Annotated in this window: 19 protein-coding genes; 10 read left to right on the top strand and 9 right to left on the bottom strand. The window is 69.0% G+C overall.

What is annotated here, in order from left to right:
• On the bottom strand, positions 1 to 858 hold the full coding sequence (locus tag EPA99_RS10870) for a 23S rRNA (adenine(2030)-N(6))-methyltransferase RlmJ (RefSeq protein WP_129471247.1): 858 nt from the start codon (positions 856 to 858) through the stop codon (positions 1 to 3).
• Positions 859 to 877: 19 nt separating this feature from the next.
• Here EPA99_RS10870 and creB point away from each other — a divergent pair, with 19 nt between their 5' ends.
• From creB to EPA99_RS10835, 7 genes are all read left to right on the top strand, one after another.
• On the top strand, positions 878 to 1,558 hold the full coding sequence (creB, locus tag EPA99_RS10865) for a two-component system response regulator CreB (protein WP_129471246.1): 681 nt from the start codon (positions 878 to 880) through the stop codon (positions 1,556 to 1,558).
• A gap of 100 nt (positions 1,559 to 1,658) precedes the next feature.
• Positions 1,659 to 3,089, top strand: coding sequence for a two-component system sensor histidine kinase CreC (gene creC, locus EPA99_RS10860; RefSeq protein ID WP_129471245.1), 1,431 nt, complete (start codon positions 1,659 to 1,661; stop codon positions 3,087 to 3,089).
• A 226-nt stretch (positions 3,090 to 3,315) separates the two neighbouring features.
• Entirely contained in the window at positions 3,316 to 4,638 is a 1,323-nt protein-coding gene (gene creD, locus EPA99_RS10855) for a cell envelope integrity protein CreD (protein WP_129471244.1), read from the top strand.
• 5 nt (positions 4,639 to 4,643) lie between these two features.
• The gene (locus EPA99_RS10850; RefSeq protein ID WP_129471243.1) at positions 4,644 to 5,024 is read left to right on the top strand and encodes a hypothetical protein; all 381 of its coding nucleotides are present in this window, start codon (positions 4,644 to 4,646) and stop codon (positions 5,022 to 5,024) included.
• Positions 5,025 to 5,099: 75 nt separating this feature from the next.
• Positions 5,100 to 5,699, top strand: coding sequence for a GNAT family N-acetyltransferase (locus EPA99_RS10845; RefSeq protein ID WP_129471242.1), 600 nt, complete (start codon positions 5,100 to 5,102; stop codon positions 5,697 to 5,699).
• Entirely contained in the window at positions 5,696 to 6,580 is an 885-nt protein-coding gene (locus tag EPA99_RS10840; RefSeq protein WP_129471241.1) for a carbon-nitrogen hydrolase family protein, read from the top strand. Before EPA99_RS10845 ends, EPA99_RS10840 begins: the two co-directional genes overlap by 4 nt.
• A gap of 130 nt (positions 6,581 to 6,710) precedes the next feature.
• Entirely contained in the window at positions 6,711 to 8,291 is a 1,581-nt protein-coding gene (locus EPA99_RS10835; RefSeq protein WP_129471464.1) for a M20/M25/M40 family metallo-hydrolase, read from the top strand.
• A 489-nt stretch (positions 8,292 to 8,780) separates the two neighbouring features.
• Here EPA99_RS10835 and EPA99_RS10830 read toward each other — a convergent pair whose 3' ends face one another.
• The 8 genes from EPA99_RS10830 to EPA99_RS10795 form a co-directional block, all read right to left on the bottom strand.
• Positions 8,781 to 9,326: a phosphatase PAP2 family protein gene (locus tag EPA99_RS10830; RefSeq protein WP_129471240.1), complete on the bottom strand. Its 546-nt coding sequence runs from the start codon at positions 9,324 to 9,326 to the stop codon at positions 8,781 to 8,783.
• Positions 9,310 to 10,461, bottom strand: a complete 1,152-nt coding sequence (locus EPA99_RS10825; protein WP_129471239.1) for a glycosyltransferase family 4 protein — start codon at positions 10,459 to 10,461, stop codon at positions 9,310 to 9,312. Before EPA99_RS10825 ends, EPA99_RS10830 begins: the two co-directional genes overlap by 17 nt.
• Positions 10,462 to 10,547: 86 nt before the next feature.
• Complete coding sequence (locus EPA99_RS10820) at positions 10,548 to 11,801, bottom strand: sensor domain-containing phosphodiesterase (protein ID WP_129471238.1); 1,254 nt, start codon at positions 11,799 to 11,801, stop codon at positions 10,548 to 10,550.
• 129 nt (positions 11,802 to 11,930) lie between these two features.
• Positions 11,931 to 13,457 (bottom strand): exopolyphosphatase, encoded by a 1,527-nt coding sequence (ppx, locus tag EPA99_RS10815; protein ID WP_129471237.1) that lies wholly within the window; start codon positions 13,455 to 13,457, stop codon positions 11,931 to 11,933.
• A gap of 57 nt (positions 13,458 to 13,514) precedes the next feature.
• Positions 13,515 to 15,596 carry a polyphosphate kinase 1 gene (ppk1, locus tag EPA99_RS10810; protein WP_129471236.1) on the bottom strand — a complete coding sequence of 694 codons (2,082 nt, stop codon included), beginning with the start codon at positions 15,594 to 15,596 and terminating at the stop codon, positions 13,515 to 13,517.
• Positions 15,593 to 16,930: a phosphate regulon sensor histidine kinase PhoR gene (gene phoR / locus EPA99_RS10805; protein WP_129471235.1), complete on the bottom strand. Its 1,338-nt coding sequence runs from the start codon at positions 16,928 to 16,930 to the stop codon at positions 15,593 to 15,595. Before phoR ends, ppk1 begins: the two co-directional genes overlap by 4 nt.
• Before the next feature lie 57 nt (positions 16,931 to 16,987).
• Positions 16,988 to 17,677: a phosphate regulon transcriptional regulator PhoB gene (gene phoB, locus EPA99_RS10800; RefSeq protein WP_129471234.1), complete on the bottom strand. Its 690-nt coding sequence runs from the start codon at positions 17,675 to 17,677 to the stop codon at positions 16,988 to 16,990.
• Positions 17,678 to 17,848: 171 nt separating this feature from the next.
• A complete protein-coding gene (locus EPA99_RS10795; protein ID WP_129471233.1) occupies positions 17,849 to 19,495 on the bottom strand; it encodes a M48 family metalloprotease in 1,647 nt (548 codons plus the stop codon).
• Between the two features lie 173 nt (positions 19,496 to 19,668).
• Here EPA99_RS10795 and grxC point away from each other — a divergent pair, with 173 nt between their 5' ends.
• The 3 genes from grxC (at position 19,669) to EPA99_RS10780 (ending at position 21,592) form a co-directional block, all read left to right on the top strand.
• On the top strand, positions 19,669 to 19,959 hold the full coding sequence (grxC, locus tag EPA99_RS10790) for a glutaredoxin 3 (RefSeq protein WP_129471232.1): 291 nt from the start codon (positions 19,669 to 19,671) through the stop codon (positions 19,957 to 19,959).
• Positions 19,956 to 20,348, top strand: a complete 393-nt coding sequence (locus tag EPA99_RS10785) for a carboxymuconolactone decarboxylase family protein (protein WP_129471231.1) — start codon at positions 19,956 to 19,958, stop codon at positions 20,346 to 20,348. The genes grxC and EPA99_RS10785 overlap by 4 nt, the downstream gene beginning before the upstream one ends.
• 236 nt (positions 20,349 to 20,584) lie before the next feature.
• Entirely contained in the window at positions 20,585 to 21,592 is a 1,008-nt protein-coding gene (locus EPA99_RS10780) for an isocitrate dehydrogenase (RefSeq protein ID WP_129471230.1), read from the top strand.
• Positions 21,593 to 21,670: the final 78 nt, after the last annotated feature.

Raw genomic sequence — 21,670 nt, 5'->3', positions numbered from 1 at the left:
TCACACCGGCGGGCGCAGCCAGGTGAGCAGGTGGCTGGCGCCCGGCTCGCCCAGGGCCGCATCCAGGGCTTTCAGCACCGGCGCCAGGGCCTGGTCCAGCTGCCAGGGCGGGTTGAACAGCAACATGCCGCTGCCGTTCAAGCGCAGCGGGGAGTCGTCCGGGTGCACCAGCAGCTCGGCCGCCAGCACGCCCTTGGCCGGCAGCGAGGCCACCCGGCGATAGAAGGGCTGCAGGGTGCGGCGCTGCTTGATCGGGTACCACACCGCCACCATCGCCCCGGGCCAGCGTTGCAGGCACTCGGCGACCGCATCGCGCACCAGCGGGTATTCGTCCTGCTGCGCCTCGTAGGGTGGGTCGATCAGCACCAGGCCGCGGGCGAACCTGTCCTGGCCAACGCGCGGCGGCAGCAGCGCCTTGATCGCACCGTAGCCGTCGCGGGCGTGCACGGCCACCTTGGCATCGCCGGTGAACAGCGCCTTCAAGGCCTGGGCTTCCTCGGCCTGCAGCTCGCAGGCGGCCAGGCGGTCGCCCTCGCGCAGGGCCTGGGCCACCAGCATTGGCGAGCCCGGGTAGGCCAGCAGCGCATCGACCGGGTTGCCGGCTTTGACCGCCTGCAAATAGGCCTTCAACGGCGCCGGCAGGCCCTTGTGCGCGGCCAGGCGCAGGATGCCGGTGGCGGCCTCGCCGGTGCGTTGGCTCTGCTCGCCCCCCAGCAGGTAGCGGCCGCGGCCGGCGTGGGTGTCGAGCACGAAGAACGGGCTGGGTTTGGCCTTGAGCGCCTCCAGCAGCATCAGCACGATGACGTGCTTGAGGACATCGGCGTGGTTGCCGGCATGGAAGCCGTGTCGGTAATTCATGGCGGTGAAGGATACGGATATGCTGCGCGCCATGCCGACCATTCTGCTTGCCGAGGACGAATCGGCCATCGCCGATACCGTGCTGTACGCCTTGCGCAGCGAGGGCCTGCAAGCCGAACACGTGGCCCTGGGACGCGATGCGCTGGCCCGCATCGGCCGCGGCGGGGTGGACGTGCTGGTGCTGGATGTGGGCTTGCCGGACATCACCGGCTTCGATGTGTGCCGGCAGCTGCGCGGCTTCAGCCAGGTACCGGTGATCTTCCTCACCGCGCGCAGCGACGAGGTGGACCGGGTGCTGGGGCTGGAGCTGGGCGCGGACGACTACGTGGCCAAGCCCTTCTCCCCGCGCGAACTGGTGGCGCGGGTGCGGGCGCGCCTGCGCCGCGCGGCCGCCACGCCGGCGCCGGCGCAGCACGGCCCCTTCGCGGTGGACCGCCAGAGCCATCGCATCCGTTACGCCGGCCAGTTGCTGGACCTGACCCGCTACGAGTTCGCCGTGCTCGACGCGCTGCTGGCGCGCCCCGGCGCCATCCTCAGCCGCGCCCAGCTGATGGACCACGGCTGGGACCCGGCCGCCGACAGCGCCGACCGCACCATCGACACCCACATCAAGACCCTGCGCGCCAAGTTGCGCAGCGCCGGTGCGCAGGCCGACCCGATCCGCACCCACCGCGGCATCGGCTACTCCCTGGACCTGTGAGGATGCTTGGCCCGTCGCAGCGCCGGACGTGCCCTGGCTCGCTGGCCGAGCACGTCCCTGGCGGGGCCGCGCGCCGCGTCAGAAGCCCGGAGATGCCCTGATGCGCCTCGGCCTGCGCCTGTTCCTGGCGTTCTTCCTGATCGTCGGCCTGGCCGCGTTCTTCGTGATGCGCGTGTTCGTCAACGAGGTCAAGCCCGGCGTGCGCCAGGCCATGGAATCGACCCTGGTGGAAACGGCCAACATGCTGGCGGTGATGGCGGCCGATGACCTCAAGCATGGCGTCATCGCGCGCGGCGATTTCGCCCAGCACATGGCCCAGGCGCGGCGGCGCGACCTGGACGCCAACGTCTCCGGCTTCATCAAGCGCACGCTGGACTACCGGGTGACCATCACCGATGCGCGGGGCGTGGTGGTCTACGACTCGCAGGGACGCGACCTGGGCCGCGACAACTCGCGCTGGAACGATGTCTACCGCACCTTGCGCGGGGAATACGGCGCGCGCTCCAGCCCGGAGGCGCCCGGCGACACCATCAACACCGTCATGCACGTGGCCGCGCCGATCAGCGACGGCCAGCGGCTGATCGGGGTGCTCACCGTCGCCCAGCCCAATCGCGCCCTGGAGCCCTTCATCGTGGCCAGCCAGCGCAACATCCTGCAGCGCGGAGGCTGGCTGATCGGCCTGTCGGCGCTGATCGGGCTGGCGATGAGCGCCTGGCTGATCCGCGGCATCGGGGGGCTCAACCGCTATGCCAAGGCGGTCAGCGCGGGCCAGCCGGTGGCGCCGCCCAGGCCGCGCCGCGACGAGATCGGCGACCTGGGCCAGGCGCTGGAAACCATGCGTCGCAAGCTGGAGGGCAAGGCTTACGTGGAGCAGTACGTGCAGTCGCTGACGCACGAGATGAAAAGCCCGCTGGCGGCGATCCGCGGCGCGGCCGAGCTGCTGCAGGAGCCGCTGCCGCAGGCCGAGCGCGAGCGCTTCGCCCGCAACATCCAGGCGCAGGAAGCGCGCCTGACCGCCACCATCGACAAGCTGTTGGCCCTGGCGGAGGTGGAACAGCACGGCTGGCTGCAGCACCGCCAGCGCGTGGACGTGGGCCAGCTGCTGGCGCAGTGCGCCAACGACATCTCGGCCACCGCCCTTGCGCGCCGGGTCACCGTGCAGGTGCAGGCACCACACGACGCGCCGGCGGTGGAGGGCGATGCCTTCCTGCTGCGACAGGCGCTGGGCAACCTGCTGGACAACGCGGTGGGCTTCTCCCCGGAGGGCGCCTGCGTGCAGGTCGTCGCCGAGGCGGGCGACAGGGCCGTGACCATCAGCGTGACCGATCAGGGCCCGGGCATTCCGGACTACGCCGGCGAGCGGGTGTTCGAACGCTTCTACTCGCTGCCGCGGCCGGCCACCGGCGCGCGCAGCTCCGGGCTGGGGCTGCCGTTCGTGCGCGAGGTCGCGCGCCTGCACGGCGGCAGCGTCACCCTGGTCAACGGCGCGACAGTCGGTGCGGTCGCCCAACTGCAGCTGCCGGCCGGCTGAGCGTTCGGCCACGGCGCGACAGGCGACCGCGCTGGAGCCGTCCAGATGCGCAAGCCGCCCGCGCACGAGGGAAGGTTCTTAGTCGCCCGCCATGGGGATCGCAGGCGCTGGTCCGGGCTGACCGCGGTGTCGGGGTCCTGACTTCACATTCGCTTCAAATTCGCCACAAACCCAGCCCACCTAGCGCGCACAGGCTATGCCCACCTTCCTGATCGGGCCCCTGTCGATGAAATCCTTCCGTCTGCTATTGCGCTGCGCCACGGTCGGCGCCCTGGTGCTGTTGCTGCTGGTTCCGCTGACCCTGGTGCGCGGGGTCATCCAGGAGCGGCAGTCCTACCGCGACATGGCCGTGCAGCGTGTTTCGGAAAGCAAGGCCGGCGCGCAGACCTTCATCGGGCCGGTGCGCGTGGTGCCGTGGACGCAGGTCGAAGAGATCACCACGACCGACAGCGATGGCAAGGCGCAGCGCCAGCGCCGCACGGTCGAAGGCTACGAGCTGCAGGCGCCCAGGCGCCTGGCGATCGCCGGCAGGCTGGTGCCGAGCGAGCGCCGCATCGGCCTGTTCCGCGTACCGGTCTATCAGTGGCAGAGCACCGTGCAGGCCGAGTTCGCCCCGCTCGACTATGACCTGGTGCCCGAGCGTCATCATGGCCAGCCGTATCTGGTGATCGGCGTGCGCGACGTGCGCGGCCTGGCCGAGATGCCGAGCCTGGAAGTGGACGGCAAGGCCCAGGCGCTGCGTCCCGGCAGCAAGGCCTTCGCCAGCATTTCCCAGGGCGTGCACGCGCTGCTGCCCAGCCCCGCGCCCGAGGCGGCGCCGGGCCATCTGCCCGCGCTGAAGACCGTGTCGCTGCGCTTCTCGCTGGACGGCACGCAGGCCCTGTCCATCGCGCCGATCGCCGACGACAACCGGATCTCGCTGCAATCGGCCTGGCCGCATCCCTCCTTCAGCGGCAGCTTCCTGCCGGCCACGCGCCAGGTCGCCGCCGATGGCTTCAACGCCAGCTGGTCGGTGTCCTCGCTGGCCAGCGATGCCCAGCGCAAGCTGCTGGAGGAGCGCCAGGCGCCGGAGACCCTGCAGGTCAGCCTGGTCGATCCGGTCGATGTCTATACCCAGGCCGATCGCGCCAGCAAGTACGGCATCCTGTTCGTGGTGCTGACCTTCGTCGGCTTCGCCCTGTTCGAGCTGATCAAGCGCCTGCCGATCCATCCCCTGCAATACCTGCTGGTCGGCCTGGCCCTGGCGATCTTCTTCCTGCTGCTGATCGGCCTGTCCGAGCACATCGTGTTCTGGAAGGCCTACCTGGTGTCCAGCATCGCCTGCATCGGCCTGCAGCTGGTGTATCTGTCCGGCGTGCTGCGCAGTTGGTGGCGTGCCGCTGGCTTTGCCGCCACGCTGACCGCGCTGTATGGCGCGCTCTACACGCTGCTGGTCTCGGAGGACAACGCGCTGCTGATGGGCTCGCTGCTGCTGTTCGGCATCCTGGCCGCGGTCATGTGGATCACCCGCAAGGTCGATTGGTACGACCTGTCGGCCTCGCTGCGGTGATGTCGATGGTTCACCTGCTTCCTGGCGGACTGCATGTCCGCGCCCGACGCGTGCTGCCCGCGGCCCTGCGCACGGTGTCGGCCCGGCTCCTGGCCCCGGCCAGCCTGGCCGCGCTGCTGCTGCCGCTGCGACGGCCCTCGACAGGAGCGTTGCTGTTCCTGCTGCGCAAGGAGACCTGCCAGCGCCTGAGCCACGATCCGGCATCGGTGCTGGACCGGGCGCAGACCACGGAGCGATCCGACGAGCAGGGGCACTACCGGCCCTGGCGTCGCATCCTGGCGCCTGCGCCGCTGGGAACGCTGCACTTCACCACGCGTGGCGATGATCGCGCCTGGCTGGTGGTGGTGCCGGCACAGGCGGTCGCGCTCTACCTCTGGCGCGACTGAGGACCGTACCGCGCTCTGGGATTCCAAGGCCCGTTCCGGCGGAAACCGGCGCGGGCCTTGCGTTAGAGTTCGGGTATGACTGCCCCACACACCATCGGCCTGTTCCGCGGGCCGGAAATCCTGCCCTGGCTCGAGGATGTCGCGGCGCTGCGCATGGCCGTGTTTCGCGACTGGCCCTATCTCTACGAAGGCGATGACGCCTACGAGCGCGAGTACCTGTCCACCTACGCGGCCTCGCGCGACAGCCTGTTCGTGCTGGCCATGGCGCAGGGCCAGGTGGTCGGCGCCGCCACCGGCCTGCCGCTGCTGCACGATGCCGAAAGCTTCCATGCGCCGTTCGCCGCGCAGGGGATGGATCCGGCACAGGTGTTCTATTTCGGCGAGTCGCTGCTGTTGCCGGAATGGCGGGGGCGCGGCATCGGCCATGCCTTCTTCGATCATCGCGAGGCCCATGCCCACGGGCTGGGCTATCGCTGGACCGCGTTCGCCTCGGTGGACCGCCTGCCGGAAGACCCGCGCTGCCCGCCGAGCTACCGCGCCAACGATACGTTCTGGACCAAGCGCGGCTATGCCCGGCAGGACGGTCTGGCCATGCAGCTGGACTGGCGCGAGCAGGGGCTGGGCGAGGTGAGCCATTGGCTGACCTTCTGGCTGCGCGACTGGGAGGCAGCATGAAGGTCGCCGCCTGCAAGTACCCCATTGGCCAGCCGCGGGACTTCGACGCCTTCGCCGAGCGCATCGCCCAGGTCCTGCAACAGGCCGCCGATGCCGGCGCGCAACTGGCGGTGTTGCCGGAATACCTGTCGCTGGAGCTGGCCGCGACCTTCCCGGTCTCCATCAGCGCCGGCCTGCCCGAATCGCTGCAGGCCACCCAGGCCTTGCGGCCGCAATGGCTGGCGCTGTTCGAGCGACTGGCGCGCGCGCAGAAGCTGCACATCATCGCCGGCAGCTTCCTGCTGCGGCAGGACAACGGCCGCTATCGCAACCGCAGCGACTGGTTCACCCCGCAGGGGGCGCATGTCTGGCAGGACAAGCTGCAGCTGACCGGCTTTGAGAAGGCCACCGGCCTGATCGAGGGCGGCGATGCACTGAAGGTGTTCGAGGCCGACGGCATCCGCGCCGGGGTGGCCATCTGCTACGACAGCGAGTTTCCGCTGCCGGTACGCGCCCAGCAGGAAGCCGGCGCGCGCCTGCTGCTGGTGCCCAGCTGCACCGATACCGAGGCCGGGGCCACGCGCGTGCGCATCGGCTGCCTGGCGCGTGCGCTGGAGAACCGGATGTTCGTGGCCCAGTCGGTCACCGCCGGCCTGGCCCCCTGGAGCCCGGCGCTGGACGTCAACACTGGCCAGGCGGCACTGCTGGCGCCGATGGATGTCGGCCTGCCGGCCGATGGCGTGCTGGCGCAGACCGAGGGCGACCAGCTTTGGGCCATGGCCGAGCTGGATTTCGATGCGCTAGCTGCCAGCCGCGCCCAGGCGCAGGTGGCCAATGACCGCGACTGGCGCGGCCAGCAGGTGCAGGCCCTGCGCGCGGCGGTGGTGACCTCGCTGGAATGAATCATGCCGGCCCTGGCCATGACCGATGGCACGGCCGGTCGCGGCCTTCGCGCGCCTAGACTCGATGGTTTCGTCGCAACGGGGAAGTGCATCGATGAGGGCAATGCGTAAGCGTGTGTTGTTCCGGGCCATGGCGGCCGCCGGCTTGCTGAGCATGGGCCTGTCCCAGGCGCAGGCAGCCGAGCAGGTGGACATGGAGATGGTCGGCAAGATCCGGCAGGAAGCCTTCCACCACTCGCAGGTCTCCCAGACCCTGCAGCACCTGACCGAGCAGATCGGCCCGCGCCTGACCAACTCGCCCAACATGGCCAAGGCCAACGCCTGGACCCGCCAGCAGTTCAAGGACTGGGGCCTGGCCAATGTGCACGACGAGGCCTTCGATGACTTCGGCCGCGGCTGGGAGTTCCGCAGCGCCAGCCTGGAACTGCTGTCCCCGCGCGCACAGCCGCTGCACGCCGTGCCCAAGGCCTGGACGCCAGGCACCCAGGGGCCGGTGGAAGGCGAGGCCATCCTGGTCAGCGCCAAGACGCCCAAGGACCTGGACAAGTATAAGGGCCAGCTGCGCGGCAAGATCGTGCTGCTGAGCGAGGCGCGCGAGTACAAGCCCGGCACCGAGCCGGACACCCAGCGCTACGACGAGGCCGGCCTGACCGAGCTGCTGTCCTTCAGCGTGCCCAAGGACGTCAAGCCGGAAGACAAGGCCAAGCGGCTCAAGGACTACCGCGAGCGCCAGGAAATGACCGCCGCGCAAAACAAGTTCCTGGTGGAAGAGGGTGCGCTGGCCGCGCTGAGCATCAGCGGCTGGGACAACGGCATCCTGCGCGTGGGTGGTGGCGGTTCGCGCCGGGCCGGCGAGTCGGTGGGCGTGCCGGAACTGGCCGTGGCCGCCGAGCACTACAATCCGCTGGTGCGCGCCCTGCAGCGCAAGGAGACCGTGCGCCTGCGCCTGAACTCCGATGCCGACTTCACCAGCCAGAGCAACGACCCCGGCTACAACACCATCGCCGAGCTGCCCGGCAGCGGCAAGGCCGAGGAGGTGGTGATGCTGGGTGCGCACATGGACTCCTGGCATGCCGGCACCGGCGCTTCGGACAACGGCGCGGGCGTGGCGGTGATGATGGAGGCCATCCGTATCCTCAAGGCCGTCGGCGCCAAGCCCAAGCGGACCATCCGCGTGGCCTTGTGGAGCGGGGAGGAGCAGGGCCTGATCGGCTCGGGCGAGTATGTCAAGCAGCACTTGGCCGCCTATCCCGAGCCGACCGATCCTGAGCAGAAGAAGCTGCCGGCCTACTTCCGCGAGCCCACCGGCGAGCTGCAGCGCACCAAGGAGTACGGCAAGTTCGCCGCCTACTTCAACCTGGACAACGGCTCGGGCCGCATCCGCGGCATCTATGCCCAGGAAAACAGCGCGGTGATGCCGATCTTCGAAAGCTGGCTGGCCCCGTTCAACGACCTGGGCGCCACCATCGTCACCAGTCGCAATACCGGCAGCACCGATCACATCTCCTTCGATCGCGTCGGCCTGCCGGGGTTCCAGTTCGTGCAGGACCGCCTGGACTACAGCACCAATGTCCATCACAGCGACCTGGACACCTACGACCACGCCATGCCGGAAGACCTGAAGCAGGCCGCGGCCGTCATCGCCTCCTTCGCCTACAACGCCGCCATGCGCGAAGAGAAGCTGCCGCGCAAGCCGCTGCTGAAGGAGTAAACAGCGCGACCGCGCGCGTGCATCGCCGCACCAGTTGGTGGTCAAGCCCCGCGCCCACCCCCCGGAGGGTGGATGGCGCTCTTCCATCCACCATCGCCGCGCGGCGAACGACGTAAGGGCAGCGGGTGCCACTCCCACCGCGAGCGCCGTGGTGGACAAGCTTCGCGTTGTCCACCCCACGTAGGGTGGATGGCGCTCTTCCATCCACCATCGCCACGCCCCGGACAACGTGAGCGCGGGGCGAGTCAGCCAGGCCTCCACAGCGCCACGGTGGACAAGCTCCGCGTTGTCCACCCTACGTAGGGTGGATGGCGCTCTTCCATCCACCATCGCCACGCCCCGGACAACGTGAGCGCGGGGCGAGTCAGCCATGCCTCCACAGCGCCACGGTAGACAAGCTTCGCGTTCTCCACCCTCCGTAGGGTGGATGGCGCTCTTCCATCCACCATCGCCACGCCCCGGACAACGCCGGCGTCGCACCGCGCCAGCTCAACCCACCATCAGCACCGCAGGCAACAGGTACAGCGAGCTGCCCGCCAGCAGCGTGGCGATGCCGGTGGCGGCCAGCACGTCGCTGGGGTAGTGCAGGCCGAGCACCACGCGCGAGGTGGCGACGCTGGCGGCGAAGGGAATCAGCGCGAAGGCCAGCATCGGGTAGTGCGCCAGCGCGACGATGGTGAAGGACACCGCATGCAGCGTATGGCCGGAGGGAAAACTGAATTCATCCAGCGGCGCCACCCAGGCGCGGATGCGGCCGTCGGCGGCGAATGGACGTGGACGCCGGGTCCAGCGCTTGAGCCCCTTGTAGAGCAGCAGGGCGACCGCGCCGATCAGCGCCATGTGCGCGGCGGCGAGGGCGCCGTCCTCGCCATCGGCCAGCACCAGCACCGCCATCAGCGCATACCAGAACACGCCATCGCCCAGCCGGCTGACGCAGGCGAAGTAGCGGCGCACCAGGTCCTTCTCGCACCAGCGATTGGTGCGCAGGCACCAGCCTGCGTCGTGCCAATGGATCAGCTCACGCGGTCGCGACATGCGCATGGGGTCTCCCGGCCTGGTCGGCGAGGTGGTGGAGGATCTGGTCGAAGTCGGCGGCGACCTGGGCCGGATGCAAGTGCAGCACGGCCTGGCGCGCGGCCTGGGCCATACGCGCGCGCATGACTGGATCCGAGCCCAAGGCCACGGCCGAGGCGATGAAGCCCGGCTCGTCGCTCGCCAGCGCGCCGTGGACCCCGTCCTGCAGGTGCTCGCGGGCCGCGCCATAGTCGAAGGCCACCGTCGGCACCCCGCTGGCCATGGCCTCCAGGGTCACGTTGCCGAAGGTCTCGCTGAGGCTGGGAAACAGGAACAGGTCGGCGCTGGCGAAATGCCGCGCCAGTGCGGCGCCACGCTGCACGCCGCAGAAGATGAAGTCCGGATGGGCCGCGGCCAGGGCCGCGCGCTGCGGCCCGTCGCCCACCCACACCAGACGCGCGCCCGGGCACTGCTGCTGCAACGCACGGAAGGCGCGCACCAGCAGGTCCAGGTTCTTCTCCGCGGCGATGCGCCCCACATGCATTACCACCGGTCCATCGCCGGCGCACCAGTGCGCACGCAGCACCGCGTCGCGGTGCGTCGGATCGAAATGTTGCGTATCCACCGCGCGGGCCAGTCGCACCACATTGGCAAAGCCGGCCGACTGCAACTCGTCCTGCAGCTGGCGGGTCGGGACCAGCGTGGCCTGGCCTCGGTTATGGAAGCTGCGCATCCACCCCAGCGCGAGTTTCTCCATGGATGGCAGCGCGTAGTCGCGCATGTAGCGATCAAAGCGGGTGTGGAAGCCGGTGGCCGCGGGAATCCCCATGGCCCTTGCCGCGCGCAGGGCCGACCAGCCCAGGGGGCCTTCCGTGGCCACATAGATCGCATCCGGCGTGAACGCATCGAAGCAGGCGCGCAGCCGGCGCCCGGCGGGAAGGCCGAAGCGCAGGCCTGGATAGCGCGGCAGCGCCGCGCCGCGGACGAACACCGTGTCCGCGTCCTCGGCCACCGCCTCTTCGTCGGCCGCCAGCAGCGGACGCACCACCCGCACCTGGTGCCCGCGCGCGCGCAGCCCGCGCTCCAGGGCGCGGACGGTCAGGGCGACGCCGTTGACTTCGGGCGGATAGGTCTCGGTGACGATGGCGTACCGCATGCGCGCCTCCACGTTTTGCCTAGCGTGGTCGGTCGCGATGTAGCGGGCGTGTCAGGGTGATGACGCGCCCATGACAGCGTTCGGGTTCAGTTCGGCTGCGCCCTTGCCCGCAGCGTTTGCACCAGCGCCTCGTGCGGCAGTGGGTGGGACAGGTGATAGCCCTGCACGTGGTCCACCCCCAGCGCCTGCAGGGTGTCCAGCTCCTGCTGTGTCTCAACGCCTTCGGCCACCACGTGACACTCGGTCTGGCGGCTGAAGCCCACCATCGCCGCAGCCAGCGCCTTGCGGCCCGGGTCGGTGTCGATGCCACGGGTCAGGCTGATGTCCAGCTTGATGATGTCCGGCTGCAACGTGAGAATGTGGCGCATGTTGGAGTAGCCGGCGCCGGCATCGTCCACCGCAAAGCGCACGCCCGCCTCGCGCAGGTGTCGCAAGGTTTCCTTCAGCGGCAGGTAGTCCAGCACCAGGGCGTGTTCGGTGATTTCCACCACCAGGCGGTGCGGCGAGATGCCGTGCAGATGGTCGAGGATGCGGCAGCCGACCAGGGTCCTGGGAGACATGTTGATGGAGATGTAGAAGTCGCCGGGCGTGCCGGCCAGCGCGCTCAGCGCGGTGGTCATGGCGTGCAGTTCCAGGCGCGCGCCCAGGCCGATGTCGTTGGCCTCCTCGAACCACTTGTCCGGTCCGCGCAGCGGTGCGGCATCGAATCGGGAAAGACACTCCACGCCGACGATGGCGGCGTCGGAGACGCGGTAGATGGGCTGGTAGACCGCGCGCAGCTGCTCCTTGCCCAGCACCGCATTGATGCGGTCGACCTTGGCCCCATGCTCGCGCAGGCTGTCCAGGTCGCCCTGGACCTGGGAGGCGGCCAGCTGGGCGAAGGCCCGCATCATGTGCAGGTCGCGCTCGTCCAGGTCGGGCCGGGCCGCGAAGCTGAAGCAGCAGAACGTGCCATAGAGCCGGCCGTCGGCCAGGATGATGGGCACGCTGAGGTGGGCGCCGATGGGAATGGCCTGGGTGTCGGGAATCGACACCGCGGCCGGCACCTGCGCGGTGTCCGGGATCAGCTCGGGCAGCCGGCCGTCCACCACCTTCAGGCAGTAGCCGTCCTCCATGGACATGCGGTCCCCGGCCTGCAGGCTGAGGCGGCCGCTCTCGTTGATGACATGGCGGAAGACCCGTTGGTCGGGGCCGAACTCGCTGATGAACGCCACGTCCATGTGCAGGTGCTCGTGGACGGCGCGCAGGATGTGCTCGACGTTGCGATCGACCGACGACGACCGGCTTCCGATCTGAGCCATGACCTGCTGCAGCAGCGCATCGGCGTTCTGGTGGTCCAACGTGTTCCCCCCGCGGTGTGACGTGCGCCAGGGGCATCTTCCGCCCCTTCCTTGGTGCTACCACGCCAAACGTTACCACCGCAGGCCAGCGTGACGACGCGCGCTGGACCTGAACAGCTCAAAGCGGACTCATGTCACAAAAGGCTGGAACGTCACCCCGAGGCCGGTCATGTGGTCCGGCTCGTCCAGCAGGTCGGCGCGCAACAGCGGACGCTGCTCGATCCACTCCTTGTCCAGCACCAGGCTCAGCCGCTCGCCCTCGACGCTGACATCCAGCTTGGGAATCGGCTGGGCTTCATGCGCGCGGTGCAGCAACACCGCCAGACGCAGCAGTGCGGCGGTGCGCTTGGCTGCCGCCAGGCGGCGATCGGGCAGGGCCTCGAACGCGGATTTGGGCACGTTGCGGCGGTGCGTGCGCACCAGGGCCGACAGGAACAACTGCTCCTGCCGCGAGAAGCCGGAAATATCCGAATGCTCCAGCAGATAGGCGCCATGCACGTGGTACTGGCTGTGCGCCACGGCCAGGCCGATCTCGTGCAGGCGCGCGGCGTAGGACAGCAGCTCGGCGTCCATGTCCTCGAGTTTCCACGCGGCGCGGACCTGTTCGAACATCGACAGCGCCGTGGCTTCCACGCGCTGGGCCTGCCGGGTGTCCACGTCGTAGCGGCGCATCTGGGCGGCGACGGCGGCCTCGCGGACATCGTTCTGGCCGCCCCGGCCGATCATGTCGTAGAGGATGCCTTCGCGCATGGCAGCCTTGCTGACCATCATGCGTTCGATGCCCAGCGCCTGGAACGCCGCCTCCAGGATGAGGACGCCGCCGGCGATGATGGGGCGGCGGTCGCCGCTCAGGCCGGGCAGATCGATATCCTCGATGCGCTCGACCTGCAACAGCCGGTCGCGCACCTGCGGCAGGGCCTCGGCGGTCACCGCGCCCTTGGTCAGCTTCATCGCCGCACAGATCTCGCCGATGGCCTTGCTGGTGCCGGACGAGCCGATCGCCTCTTGCCAGCCGAGGTCGCGGTAGAGCGTGGCGAACTGCTGCAGCTCGCCGGCGATCTCGGTCAGCGCGTCCTTCCAGCGCTTCTTGCTCAGCTTGCCGCCAGGGAAGAAGCGCCGGGTGCTGGCGATGCAGCCGACCTGGATGCTTTCGCGTTCGACCGGGTCGAAGCCACGGCCGATGATGAATTCCGTCGAGCCGCCGCCGATGTCGATCACCAGCCGGTGCTGGTCTTCCTTCGGCGGTTGCGCATGGGCCACGCCCAGGTAGATCAGGCGCGCTTCCTCGCGACCGCTGATCACCTCGATGGGATGTCCCAGCGCGGCCTCGCCCGGGGTCAGGAACGCCCGCGGCGAGGACAGGCGGCGCACCGTGTTGGTGGCCAGCGCACGCACGTGGTGGTGGGGCAGGTCGCGGATGCGCTGGCCGAAACGCTCCAGGCATTCCAGGGCGCGCAGGCGCGCCTCCTCCGACAGGCCGCCACGGCCATCCAGGCCGTCGGCCATGCGCACGGTCTCGCGCAGGCGGTCGATCACGCGCAGCTGGCCCTGGGAATAGCGGGCCACGACCATATGGAAACTGTTGGAACCCAGGTCCACGGCGGCGATCTGGTCGCCATCCTTGACCGGTGATGAGCTGGGGGATGAGTAAGGCATCGGCAAAAGTGTAGCCGCTCGCCCGTGGCGCGGGAGTGTAATGACCGCTCGCCCCGGCTAGACCTTGGCCAAGAGCGTGGCCTGCGCCGAGTGCGGCGCGGCATCGCCGTCCGGGCTCAGCTTGTGGTAGCCGCCTTCGGCATCCAGCTCCCAGGCATTGAGGTTGTCGTCCAGGTAGTTCTGCAGGCCTTCGCGATAGACGCGGGCGGCGAGCTTGGGGTCCAGGATGGGGAAGCAGGCTTCCACGCGGTGCAGCAGGTTGCGTTCCAGCCAGTCGGCGCTGGCGCAGTACAGCTCTGGCTGGCCGTCGTTGCCGAACCAGTAGATGCGGCTGTGCTCCAGGAAGCGTCCGACGATGGAGCGCACGCGGATGTTGTCGGAGATTCCCTCCAGGCCCGGTCGCAGGGTGCAGGCGCCGCGTACGATCAGGTCGATCTTCACCCCGGCCTGCGAGGCTTTGTACAGCGCCCGCACCACGCGCGGCTCGTTGATGGCGTTGACCTTGATGATGATGCGGCCGTTGCCGCCGGCCTGGGCGATCCTGGCCTCGCGCTCGATCTTCTTGATCACGCCCGAGTGCAGGGTGAAGGGCGACTGCAGCATGCACTTGAGCTTGGTGCTGGGCGCCAGGCCGGACAGCTGCTGGAACAGCAGGTGCACGTCGTTGCCGATATCGGCATCGGCGGTGATCAGCCCCAGGTCGGTGTAGGCCCGCGCGGTGCCGCTGTGGTAGTTGCCCGTGCCCATGTGCACGTAGCGACGCAGCTTGCGGCCCTCGCGGCGCACGATCAGCATCATCTTGGCGTGGGTCTTGAAACCGACCACGCCATAGACCACCTGCACGCCGGCGTTCTGCAGCCGGTCGGCCAGTCCAAGATTGGCCTCCTCGTCGAAGCGCGCGCGCAGCTCCACCACCACGGTCACGTCCTTGCCGTTGCGCGCGGCCAGGACCAGCGCATCGACGATGGCCGAGTCCTTGCCGGTGCGGTACAGCGTCTGCTTGATCGCCAGGACGTTGGGGTCGGTGGCGGCCTGCTTGAGCAGCTCCAGCACCGGGGTGAACGCATCGAAGGGATGATGCAGCAGCACATCGCCATCGGCCACGGTCTCGAAGATCGTGTCGCTGTCGCGCAGCACGCGGGGCGTGAACCCGGCGTACTTCAGGTCCGGGCGCTGGGCCAGGTCGTAGACCTGGATGACGCGGTTGAGGTTGACCGGCCCATCGATGCGGTAGACCGCGTTCTCGTTGAGCTCGAAGTTCTGCAGCAGGGTGGCGACGATGGCCTTGGGACAATCGTGGGCGATCTCCAGGCGCACGGCGGGGCGGTAGCCGCGTCCGGCCAGCTCATCGCGCAGCGCCAGCGCCAGGTTGTCGACCTCGGCCTCGTCCACCACCAGCTCGGAGTTGCGGGTGACGCGGAACTGGTAGGCGCCCTTGACCTCCATGCCCGGGAACATTTCGTCCACGAACACCGACAGCACGCTGGACAGCAGCACGAAGTCGTTGGGCCCGCCGGAGACGCGCTCGGGGATGTGGATGATGCGCGAGAGCGAGCGCGGCGCGCGCACGATGGCCAGGTGCCCGGCACGGCCGAACGCGTCCTTGCCCTTGAGCACCACCACGATGTTCAAGGACTTGTTGAGGATCTTCGGGAACGGGTGCGAGGGGTCCAGGCCCAGCGGGGACAGCACCGGCATGATCTCGTTGCGGAAGTACGCGCGCAGCCAGCGCGTCTGCCGCGCGTTCCAGCGGTCCCGTCCCAGCACCCGCACCCCCGCCTCGGCCAGCGCCGGGCGCAGCACCTCGTTCCAGCAGCGGTACTGCGAGTCCACCAGCTGCGCGGCGCGGTCGTGGATCATGTGCAGGATGGTCGTGGGCGACAGGCCGTCCGGCCCTGGCGGCAGGCCGAAGTCCTGGGCGTGGCGCACGGTCGCGGCGCGGATCTCGAAGAACTCGTCCAGGTTGGTGCAGCTGATGCACAGGAAGCGCAGCCGCTCCAGCAATGGCACCTGCGGGTCCAGCGCCTGGGCCAGCACGCGGAAGTTGAAGTCCAGCTGCGACAGTTCGCGGTTGAGGTACAGCGCCGGATCGCGCAGCGGGTCAGGAGTCTCCAGGGCGGCGTCGGCGGCGATGCTCATGCGATCTGTTGTTCCTGCGGCAATAAGAGGTCGGCTTCGCGCGGCTGGATGCGCGGCGGCCCGAAGTGGATGGAAAAGGTGCTGCCATGGCCGACGGCGCTGTCGATCTCCAGCCGGGCCTGGTGCAGGTTCAGCACGTGCTTGACGATGGACAGGCCCAGGCCGGTGCCGCCGCTTTCGCGCGAGCGACTGTTGGAGACGCGGTAGAAGCGCTCGGTGATACGCGGCAGGTGCGACTGCGGGATCCCGTAGCCGGTGTCGCGCACCGACATCGTCACGCCCTCGGCCGAAGGCTTGAACGCGATGGTGATGGTGCCGCCGGCCGGCGTGTAGCGCACCGCGTTGCTGACCAGGTTGGAGAAAGCGCTGTGCAGCTCCTTGTTGGAGCCCAGCAGGTCCACATGGGCCAGGTCCTCCATCACGATGGTGTGGCGCTGCTGGCTCAGCGCCTCGGCCTCGCGGCGCAGGGTCGCCAGCATCGGCGCCATCGCCACGTTCTCCTCCGGCAGGCTGTCCTGGGCTTCCAGGCGCGAGAGCGTCAGCAGGTCTTCCACCAGTTGGGTCATGCGCTGGGATTGCTTCTGCATCTCGGCCAGCATCGGCGCCCACTCCGGCATGTCTTCCGGGTCCAGCATGTCCAGGTAGCCATGCACCACGGTCAGCGGCGTGCGCAGTTCGTGCGAGACATTGGCCACGAAGTCGCGCCGCATCTGCTCCAGCCGCAGCAGCTTGCTGACATCGCGCGCCACCAGCAGCCAGTACTGGTCCGAGTAGGGGATCAGCCGCAGGCTCAGGCGGATGGTGCCGTCCAGCGGCGAGGCCACGTCCTGAAGCGGCTCTGCGTTGCGCCCGCCGCTGAGCCAGTGCGCGATCGGCAGCGGCTTGAGCGCCTCGCCTACCGGCGCATTGAGGTCGCGCGGATGGTGCAGGCCCAGCAGGGTGTTGGCGGCCTTGTTGAACCACTGCACGCGCTGGGTGTTGCGGTCAATGATGACCACCGCATCGGGCAATGCCGCGGCGGCGGCGCGATAGGCGCGCAGCATCGCCAGCAGGCGCTTCTTGCGCGCGCGCATCTCGGTCTGGCCGCGGTAGAGCAGGTGGTCCAGCTGGTACCACACGCCATCGCCGGTGCCGGGCTCGAAACGCTCGCGCCCGGCCAGCCGCAGCAGGACCTTGCGCAGGCGCCAGTAGTTCCAGCCCAGCAGGCCGAGCGCGGCGATGGCCAGGAACGCCCAGACCTGGCCGGCCACCAGGCCCAGCAACAGCGCCGCGGCCAGCACGGCCGCGTGCTGGCCCAACGTGCGATACCAGGCGGGGCGGAAGCGCAGGGGCATGGGGGTGATTGTGGCAGAACGCGCCAGATCCACGTGCAGCATCGGCCTGGGCTTGCCTTACAGCGAGTTGGAGAACCGGTAGCCCGATCCGCGGACAGTCTGCACCATGCCATCCACCGCGTGCGGTTCCAGGGTCTTGCGCAGGCGGCGGATGTGCACGTCCACCGTGCGCTCCTCCACGTACACGCTGCCGCCCCAGACGTGGTCCAGCAGCTGGGCGCGCGTGTAGACGCGCTCGGGGTGGGTCATGAAGAAATGCAGCAGGCGGTACTCGGTGGGGCCGATCGGCACCGGCGCATCGCCGGCGAACACGCGGTGGGCCGCGCCATCGATGCGCAGCGCGCCGACCTGGATGCTGCCGTCCTCATCGTCCTCGCGGGTGCGGCGCATCACCGCGCGGATGCGCGCCAGCAGCTCGCGCGCCGAGAACGGCTTGACCACGTAGTCGTCCACACCCGCTTCCAGCCCGCCCACCCGGTCGTTCTCCTCGCCGCGCGCGGTGAGCATGATGATCGGCACATCCCGGGTCAGGGCCTCCTTGCGCCAGCGCCGGGCCAGCTCCAGGCCGCTGGTGCCGGGCAGCATCCAGTCCAGCAGAATCAGGTCCGGTACGCGGTCGGCGATGGCCGTCTGCGCCTCGCGCGCGTCGCCGGCGTGCACGGGGTTGAACTCCCCCTTGCGCAGGGCGAAGGCCACCATGTCGCGGATGGCGGGTTCATCGTCGACGATCAGGATGTGCTTCTGCACGGGATGCCTTGCTCCGATGGGGTTGCGCGCAGTAGACGACAATTTTGTGACGGTTTGGTGACCTGGTCATCTGCTGGTCGCAGCCTGTGTCCCGGAGCATGCCGCGATCGGCCCTTGCACCACACCCGTGGTGCCGAAACGCTGCCCCGGCGACCCAGGGCCGCCTGCGCCTCAGCGGCGGTCCAGCACCTCGTCACGCACGCCCAGCCGACGCAGTTCCAGCACCTGCGGGGTGATCGAGGCGATGCGGGCATCGACACGGGCGCGAGTGTAGTAGTCCAGGTCCTGGCGCTGCTTGAGAGTCTGCAACTGCAGCAGGGCCTGCTCGGGACGGCCGTTGAGGAAGGCCACCTCCGCATAAGCCTCGGCCGCGCGGGTGGCCTCGCCGGCCAGCTCGTTGGCGCGTGCGTAGGCCTGCTGGAACAGCGGGTCGTCGCCGGCGCTGGCCTGCAGCGGGCGCAGGATGGCCTGGGCGCGCTTGCCGGCCGCGGCGGTGCCTTGTTCGTTGAGCAGGTCCGCATAGCTGAGCGCGACCGGACGGTCGCTCGCATCGCGTGCCAGCAGGGCGTCCATGCGCTTGTTGGCGGCCGCGGGCTTGCCGCCACGCAGTTCCGCCTGCGCCAGGGCGATGATCAGCCACGGGTTGTCCGGATCCTCCGCCAGCAGCTCGCCCAGGGTCTGTTCGGCCACCTGGACCTGGTTGTCGCGCAGTTGCGCCAGGGCCAGGCCGTAGCGCTGCGCATCGGTCAGGGAGCCTTTGCCGCGCTGGATGCCCAGGTATTCGCGGATCGCCGCGTTCGGTGTATCGGCGCTCAGCACGCGCAGGCGCTCCTTGGCCAGGGCGAACAGGCCCGAGCTGCCTGCCTTGGCATTGCCGGCCACCAGCGTGTAGTCGAAGGGCGCGGCCGGGATCAGCCCCGGCGCGCGGCCGCTGGCGTAGTCGCCCTCCTGCGGAATGCTTTCGGTGACCTTGCCGCCGGGCGTGCGCACCGTGGTGGTGGTGCGTTTGCCACGTTCGATCTGCTCGGCGCGCTGGCGCGACTCGCTGATGCGCGTGGTGGTGACCGGGTGGGTCTGCAGGTAATCCGGATACTGGTCGCGGCCGCTTCCCATATTGCTGCGCATGGCCAGCTGCAGGCGCTCGAAGAAGGCGGCCATGGCCTCCGGGTCGTAGCCGGCGCGCTCCAGCGTATAGATGCCGACCCGGTCGGCCTCGGACTCGTTGGAGCGGGTGTAGTCAATCTGGCGCTGCGCCATCAGGCCCATCGCGCTGGCCAGCGCCGCCTGGGTGGCGTCGCCGCTGGATCGCCCGCCAGCGGCCTGCGCGGCCACGATGGCGCCCAGCATGCCCAGCAGGATCGGCACCTGGTCGCGCTGGGCCCGCTCCACCCCGCGCAGCACGTGCTGCTGGGTGACGTGGGCGATTTCGTGCGCCAGCACCGCGGCGACCTCGTCCTCGCGCTCGGCGGCCAGCACCAGCCCGGAGTTCATGCCAATGTAGCCGCCCAGGGTGGCGAAGGCGTTGATCTGGCGGTCGCGCAGGGTGAAGAAGGTGAACTTCTGCTCGGGGCGGTCGCTCTTGGCGCCCAGGCGCCGGCCCAGGTCGCTCAGCCAGTCCGACACCAGCGGGTCGTCCAGCAGGTAGCCGTAGTTGCGCAGCTCGCGCAGCGTCATCGCCCCGTACTCCTCCTGCCGCGCCGGGGTCAGCAGCTCTCCGGCCGAGGAGCCGATGTCGGGCAGCTTGAGGTCCTGCTGGCCCCAGGCCAGCGGCGCGGCCACCAGCAAGGTCAGGGCAGTGGCGAGCAGGGTTGGGCGCACGCGTGGTTCCTTGGGCTGTGCGAAGCAGGGCAGGTGAGACGGCGGAAGCATGGTGCAGTGCCCGGTCCGAGGCGTGAATCGGCCGTTAATCCTCACCGTTCCATCGGCCCGGTTGGGAACCCGCACTTGCGTCACCATAGTGGCTCAGACAACACCCATGCCAGGAAATTCCCGTGAGCACACCCGACGCTGCCGCCCCCGGCCCCAAGATCACCATCTACAGCACGGCGATCTGCCCGTACTGCGTGGCGGCCAAGAACTTCCTCAAGTCCAAGGGGCAGAGCTGGGAGGAGGTCCGCATCGACCTGGACCCGGCCGAGCGCGAGAAGATGATGGCCAGGACCCGTCGCACCAGCGTGCCGCAGATCTTCGTCGGCGAGACCCACGTCGGCGGCTACGACGACATGATGGCGCTGCACCGCGCCGGCAAGCTGGAGCCGCTGCTGGCGGGCAACCCGGCATGAGCGAGGACGCCGCTTCCCAGGACCGCGTGGCCGAGTTCACCGCCTTCCGCAAGCGCATGAACGAGCGGATCCTGGCCGAGCCCAACCAGGTCGTCCGCCGCTTCTTCGCCCTGGATACCCAGACCTACCAGGCGGGCGCGCTGGATGTGAAGACCAAGGAGCTGCTGGGGCTGGTGGCCTCGATGGTGCTGCGCTGCGACGACTGCATCGCCTACCACGTGGCCCAGTGCAAGGAAGCGGGCGTGAGTCGCGAGGAGTTCTTCGAGACCTTCTCCGTAGGCCTGGTGGTGGGTGGTTCCATCGTCATTCCGCACCTGCGCCGAGCCGTGGACTTCCTCGACCAGCTCGAAGGCGGTGCGCAGGCGCCTGTGGCGCACGAGCACGGCTGATCCGCGCATCAGCCCAGTGAGAGGTATGTATCCTGAATGCATACTTCTCCCGGCATACTTTTATTTATCGTCAATTTCGGCGAAGAAGCGGGCCTTTGAGGCCATTTACCCGCAAGTAGTGTTTCCCGGCCTGTTTCGTCACTGGGGAAACCGTCTCCACTGGGGCATACTTTGTCCGAACCCCACCCCTGGGTGCGTGCCGCACCGGCACTGCGCCCCACAGTCCGGAAACACTCATGACGCAAACCATCACGGTCATCCGCGGCGACGGCATCGGCCCGGAAATCATGGACGCCACCCTGCATGTGCTCGATGCGCTCAAGACGGGGCTGAGCTACGAGGAAGCCGACGCCGGCCTGGTGGCGCTGGAAAAGCACGGCGATCTGCTGCCGGCGCAGACCCTTGAGTCCATCAAGAAGAACAAGATCGCGCTCAAGAGTCCGCTGACCACGCCGGTCGGCGAGGGCTTCAGCTCGATCAACGTCGCCCTGCGCCGCCATTTCGACCTGTATGCCAACGTGCGTCCGGCGATCTCCTTCCCCAACACCAAGTCGCGCTTCGCCGATGGCGTGGATCTGATCACCGTGCGCGAGAACACCGAGGGCGCCTACCTGTCCGAAGGGCAGGAAGTGTCGGCCGACGGCGAGACCGCGGTGTCGCTGACCCGCGTGACCCGCAAGGGCTCCGAGCGCATTGTGCGCTACGCCTTCGACCTGGCCCGCGCCACCGGCCGCAAGAAGGTCACCCTGGTGCACAAGGCCAACATCATCAAGTCCACCTCGGGCCTGTTCCTGAAGGTGGGCCGCGAGGTCGCCGCCCAGTATCCGGACATCGAGTGCAACGAGATGATCGTGGACAACACCTGCATGCAGCTGGTGATGCGTCCGGAGCAGTTCGACATCATCGTGACCACCAACCTGTTCGGCGACATCCTCTCGGACCTGTGCGCCGGTCTGGTTGGCGGCCTGGGATTGGCGCCTGGCGCCAACATCGGCACCGAGGCGGCGATCTTCGAGGCCGTCCACGGCTCGGCCCCGGACATCGCCGGGCAGGGCAAGGCCAATCCCTGCGCGCTGCTGCTGGCGGCCGCGCAGCTGCTGGACCATGTCGGCCAGCCCGAGAACGCCACGCGCCTGCGCAAGGCCATCGTGGCCACGCTGGAAGCCAAGGACTCGATCACCCCCGATCTGGGTGGCACCGGCAACACGATGGGCTTCGCCAAGGCCATCGCTTCGCGCGTCTGAGTGCGCAGGACTCTCGCGTGAGAAACGGCAAGGGCGCCCAATGGCGCCCTTGTTGTTTCCGCGTTTTGGCCGGATCAC

It is taken from the genome of Pseudoxanthomonas composti (assembly GCF_004122095.1).
GTDB lineage: Bacteria > Pseudomonadota > Gammaproteobacteria > Xanthomonadales > Xanthomonadaceae > Pseudoxanthomonas_A > Pseudoxanthomonas_A composti.
This window is presented reverse-complemented; position numbering and strand designations above follow the sequence as displayed.

Excerpts from the sequence above, each read along its gene's own strand:
- ppx (WP_129471237.1), bottom strand. The coding sequence starts at position 13,457 with ATGCCTTACTCATCCCCCAGCTCATCACCGGTCAAGGATGGCGACCAG.
- phoR (WP_129471235.1), bottom strand. The coding sequence starts at position 16,930 with ATGCCCCTGCGCTTCCGCCCCGCCTGGTATCGCACGTTGGGCCAGCAC.
- EPA99_RS10835 (WP_129471464.1), top strand. The coding sequence starts at position 6,711 with ATGGCGGCCGCCGGCTTGCTGAGCATGGGCCTGTCCCAGGCGCAGGCA.
- creB (WP_129471246.1), top strand. The coding sequence starts at position 878 with ATGCTGCGCGCCATGCCGACCATTCTGCTTGCCGAGGACGAATCGGCC.
- EPA99_RS10850 (WP_129471243.1), top strand. The coding sequence starts at position 4,644 with ATGGTTCACCTGCTTCCTGGCGGACTGCATGTCCGCGCCCGACGCGTG.
- EPA99_RS10825 (WP_129471239.1), bottom strand. The coding sequence starts at position 10,461 with ATGCGGTACGCCATCGTCACCGAGACCTATCCGCCCGAAGTCAACGGC.
- EPA99_RS10845 (WP_129471242.1), top strand. The coding sequence starts at position 5,100 with ATGACTGCCCCACACACCATCGGCCTGTTCCGCGGGCCGGAAATCCTG.
- EPA99_RS10870 (WP_129471247.1), bottom strand. The coding sequence starts at position 858 with ATGAATTACCGACACGGCTTCCATGCCGGCAACCACGCCGATGTCCTC.
- EPA99_RS10780 (WP_129471230.1), top strand. The coding sequence starts at position 20,585 with ATGACGCAAACCATCACGGTCATCCGCGGCGACGGCATCGGCCCGGAA.
- ppk1 (WP_129471236.1), bottom strand. The coding sequence starts at position 15,596 with ATGAGCATCGCCGCCGACGCCGCCCTGGAGACTCCTGACCCGCTGCGC.
- EPA99_RS10840 (WP_129471241.1), top strand. The coding sequence starts at position 5,696 with ATGAAGGTCGCCGCCTGCAAGTACCCCATTGGCCAGCCGCGGGACTTC.
- EPA99_RS10785 (WP_129471231.1), top strand. The coding sequence starts at position 19,956 with ATGAGCGAGGACGCCGCTTCCCAGGACCGCGTGGCCGAGTTCACCGCC.
- creC (WP_129471245.1), top strand. The coding sequence starts at position 1,659 with ATGCGCCTCGGCCTGCGCCTGTTCCTGGCGTTCTTCCTGATCGTCGGC.
- creD (WP_129471244.1), top strand. The coding sequence starts at position 3,316 with ATGAAATCCTTCCGTCTGCTATTGCGCTGCGCCACGGTCGGCGCCCTG.
- EPA99_RS10830 (WP_129471240.1), bottom strand. The coding sequence starts at position 9,326 with ATGTCGCGACCGCGTGAGCTGATCCATTGGCACGACGCAGGCTGGTGC.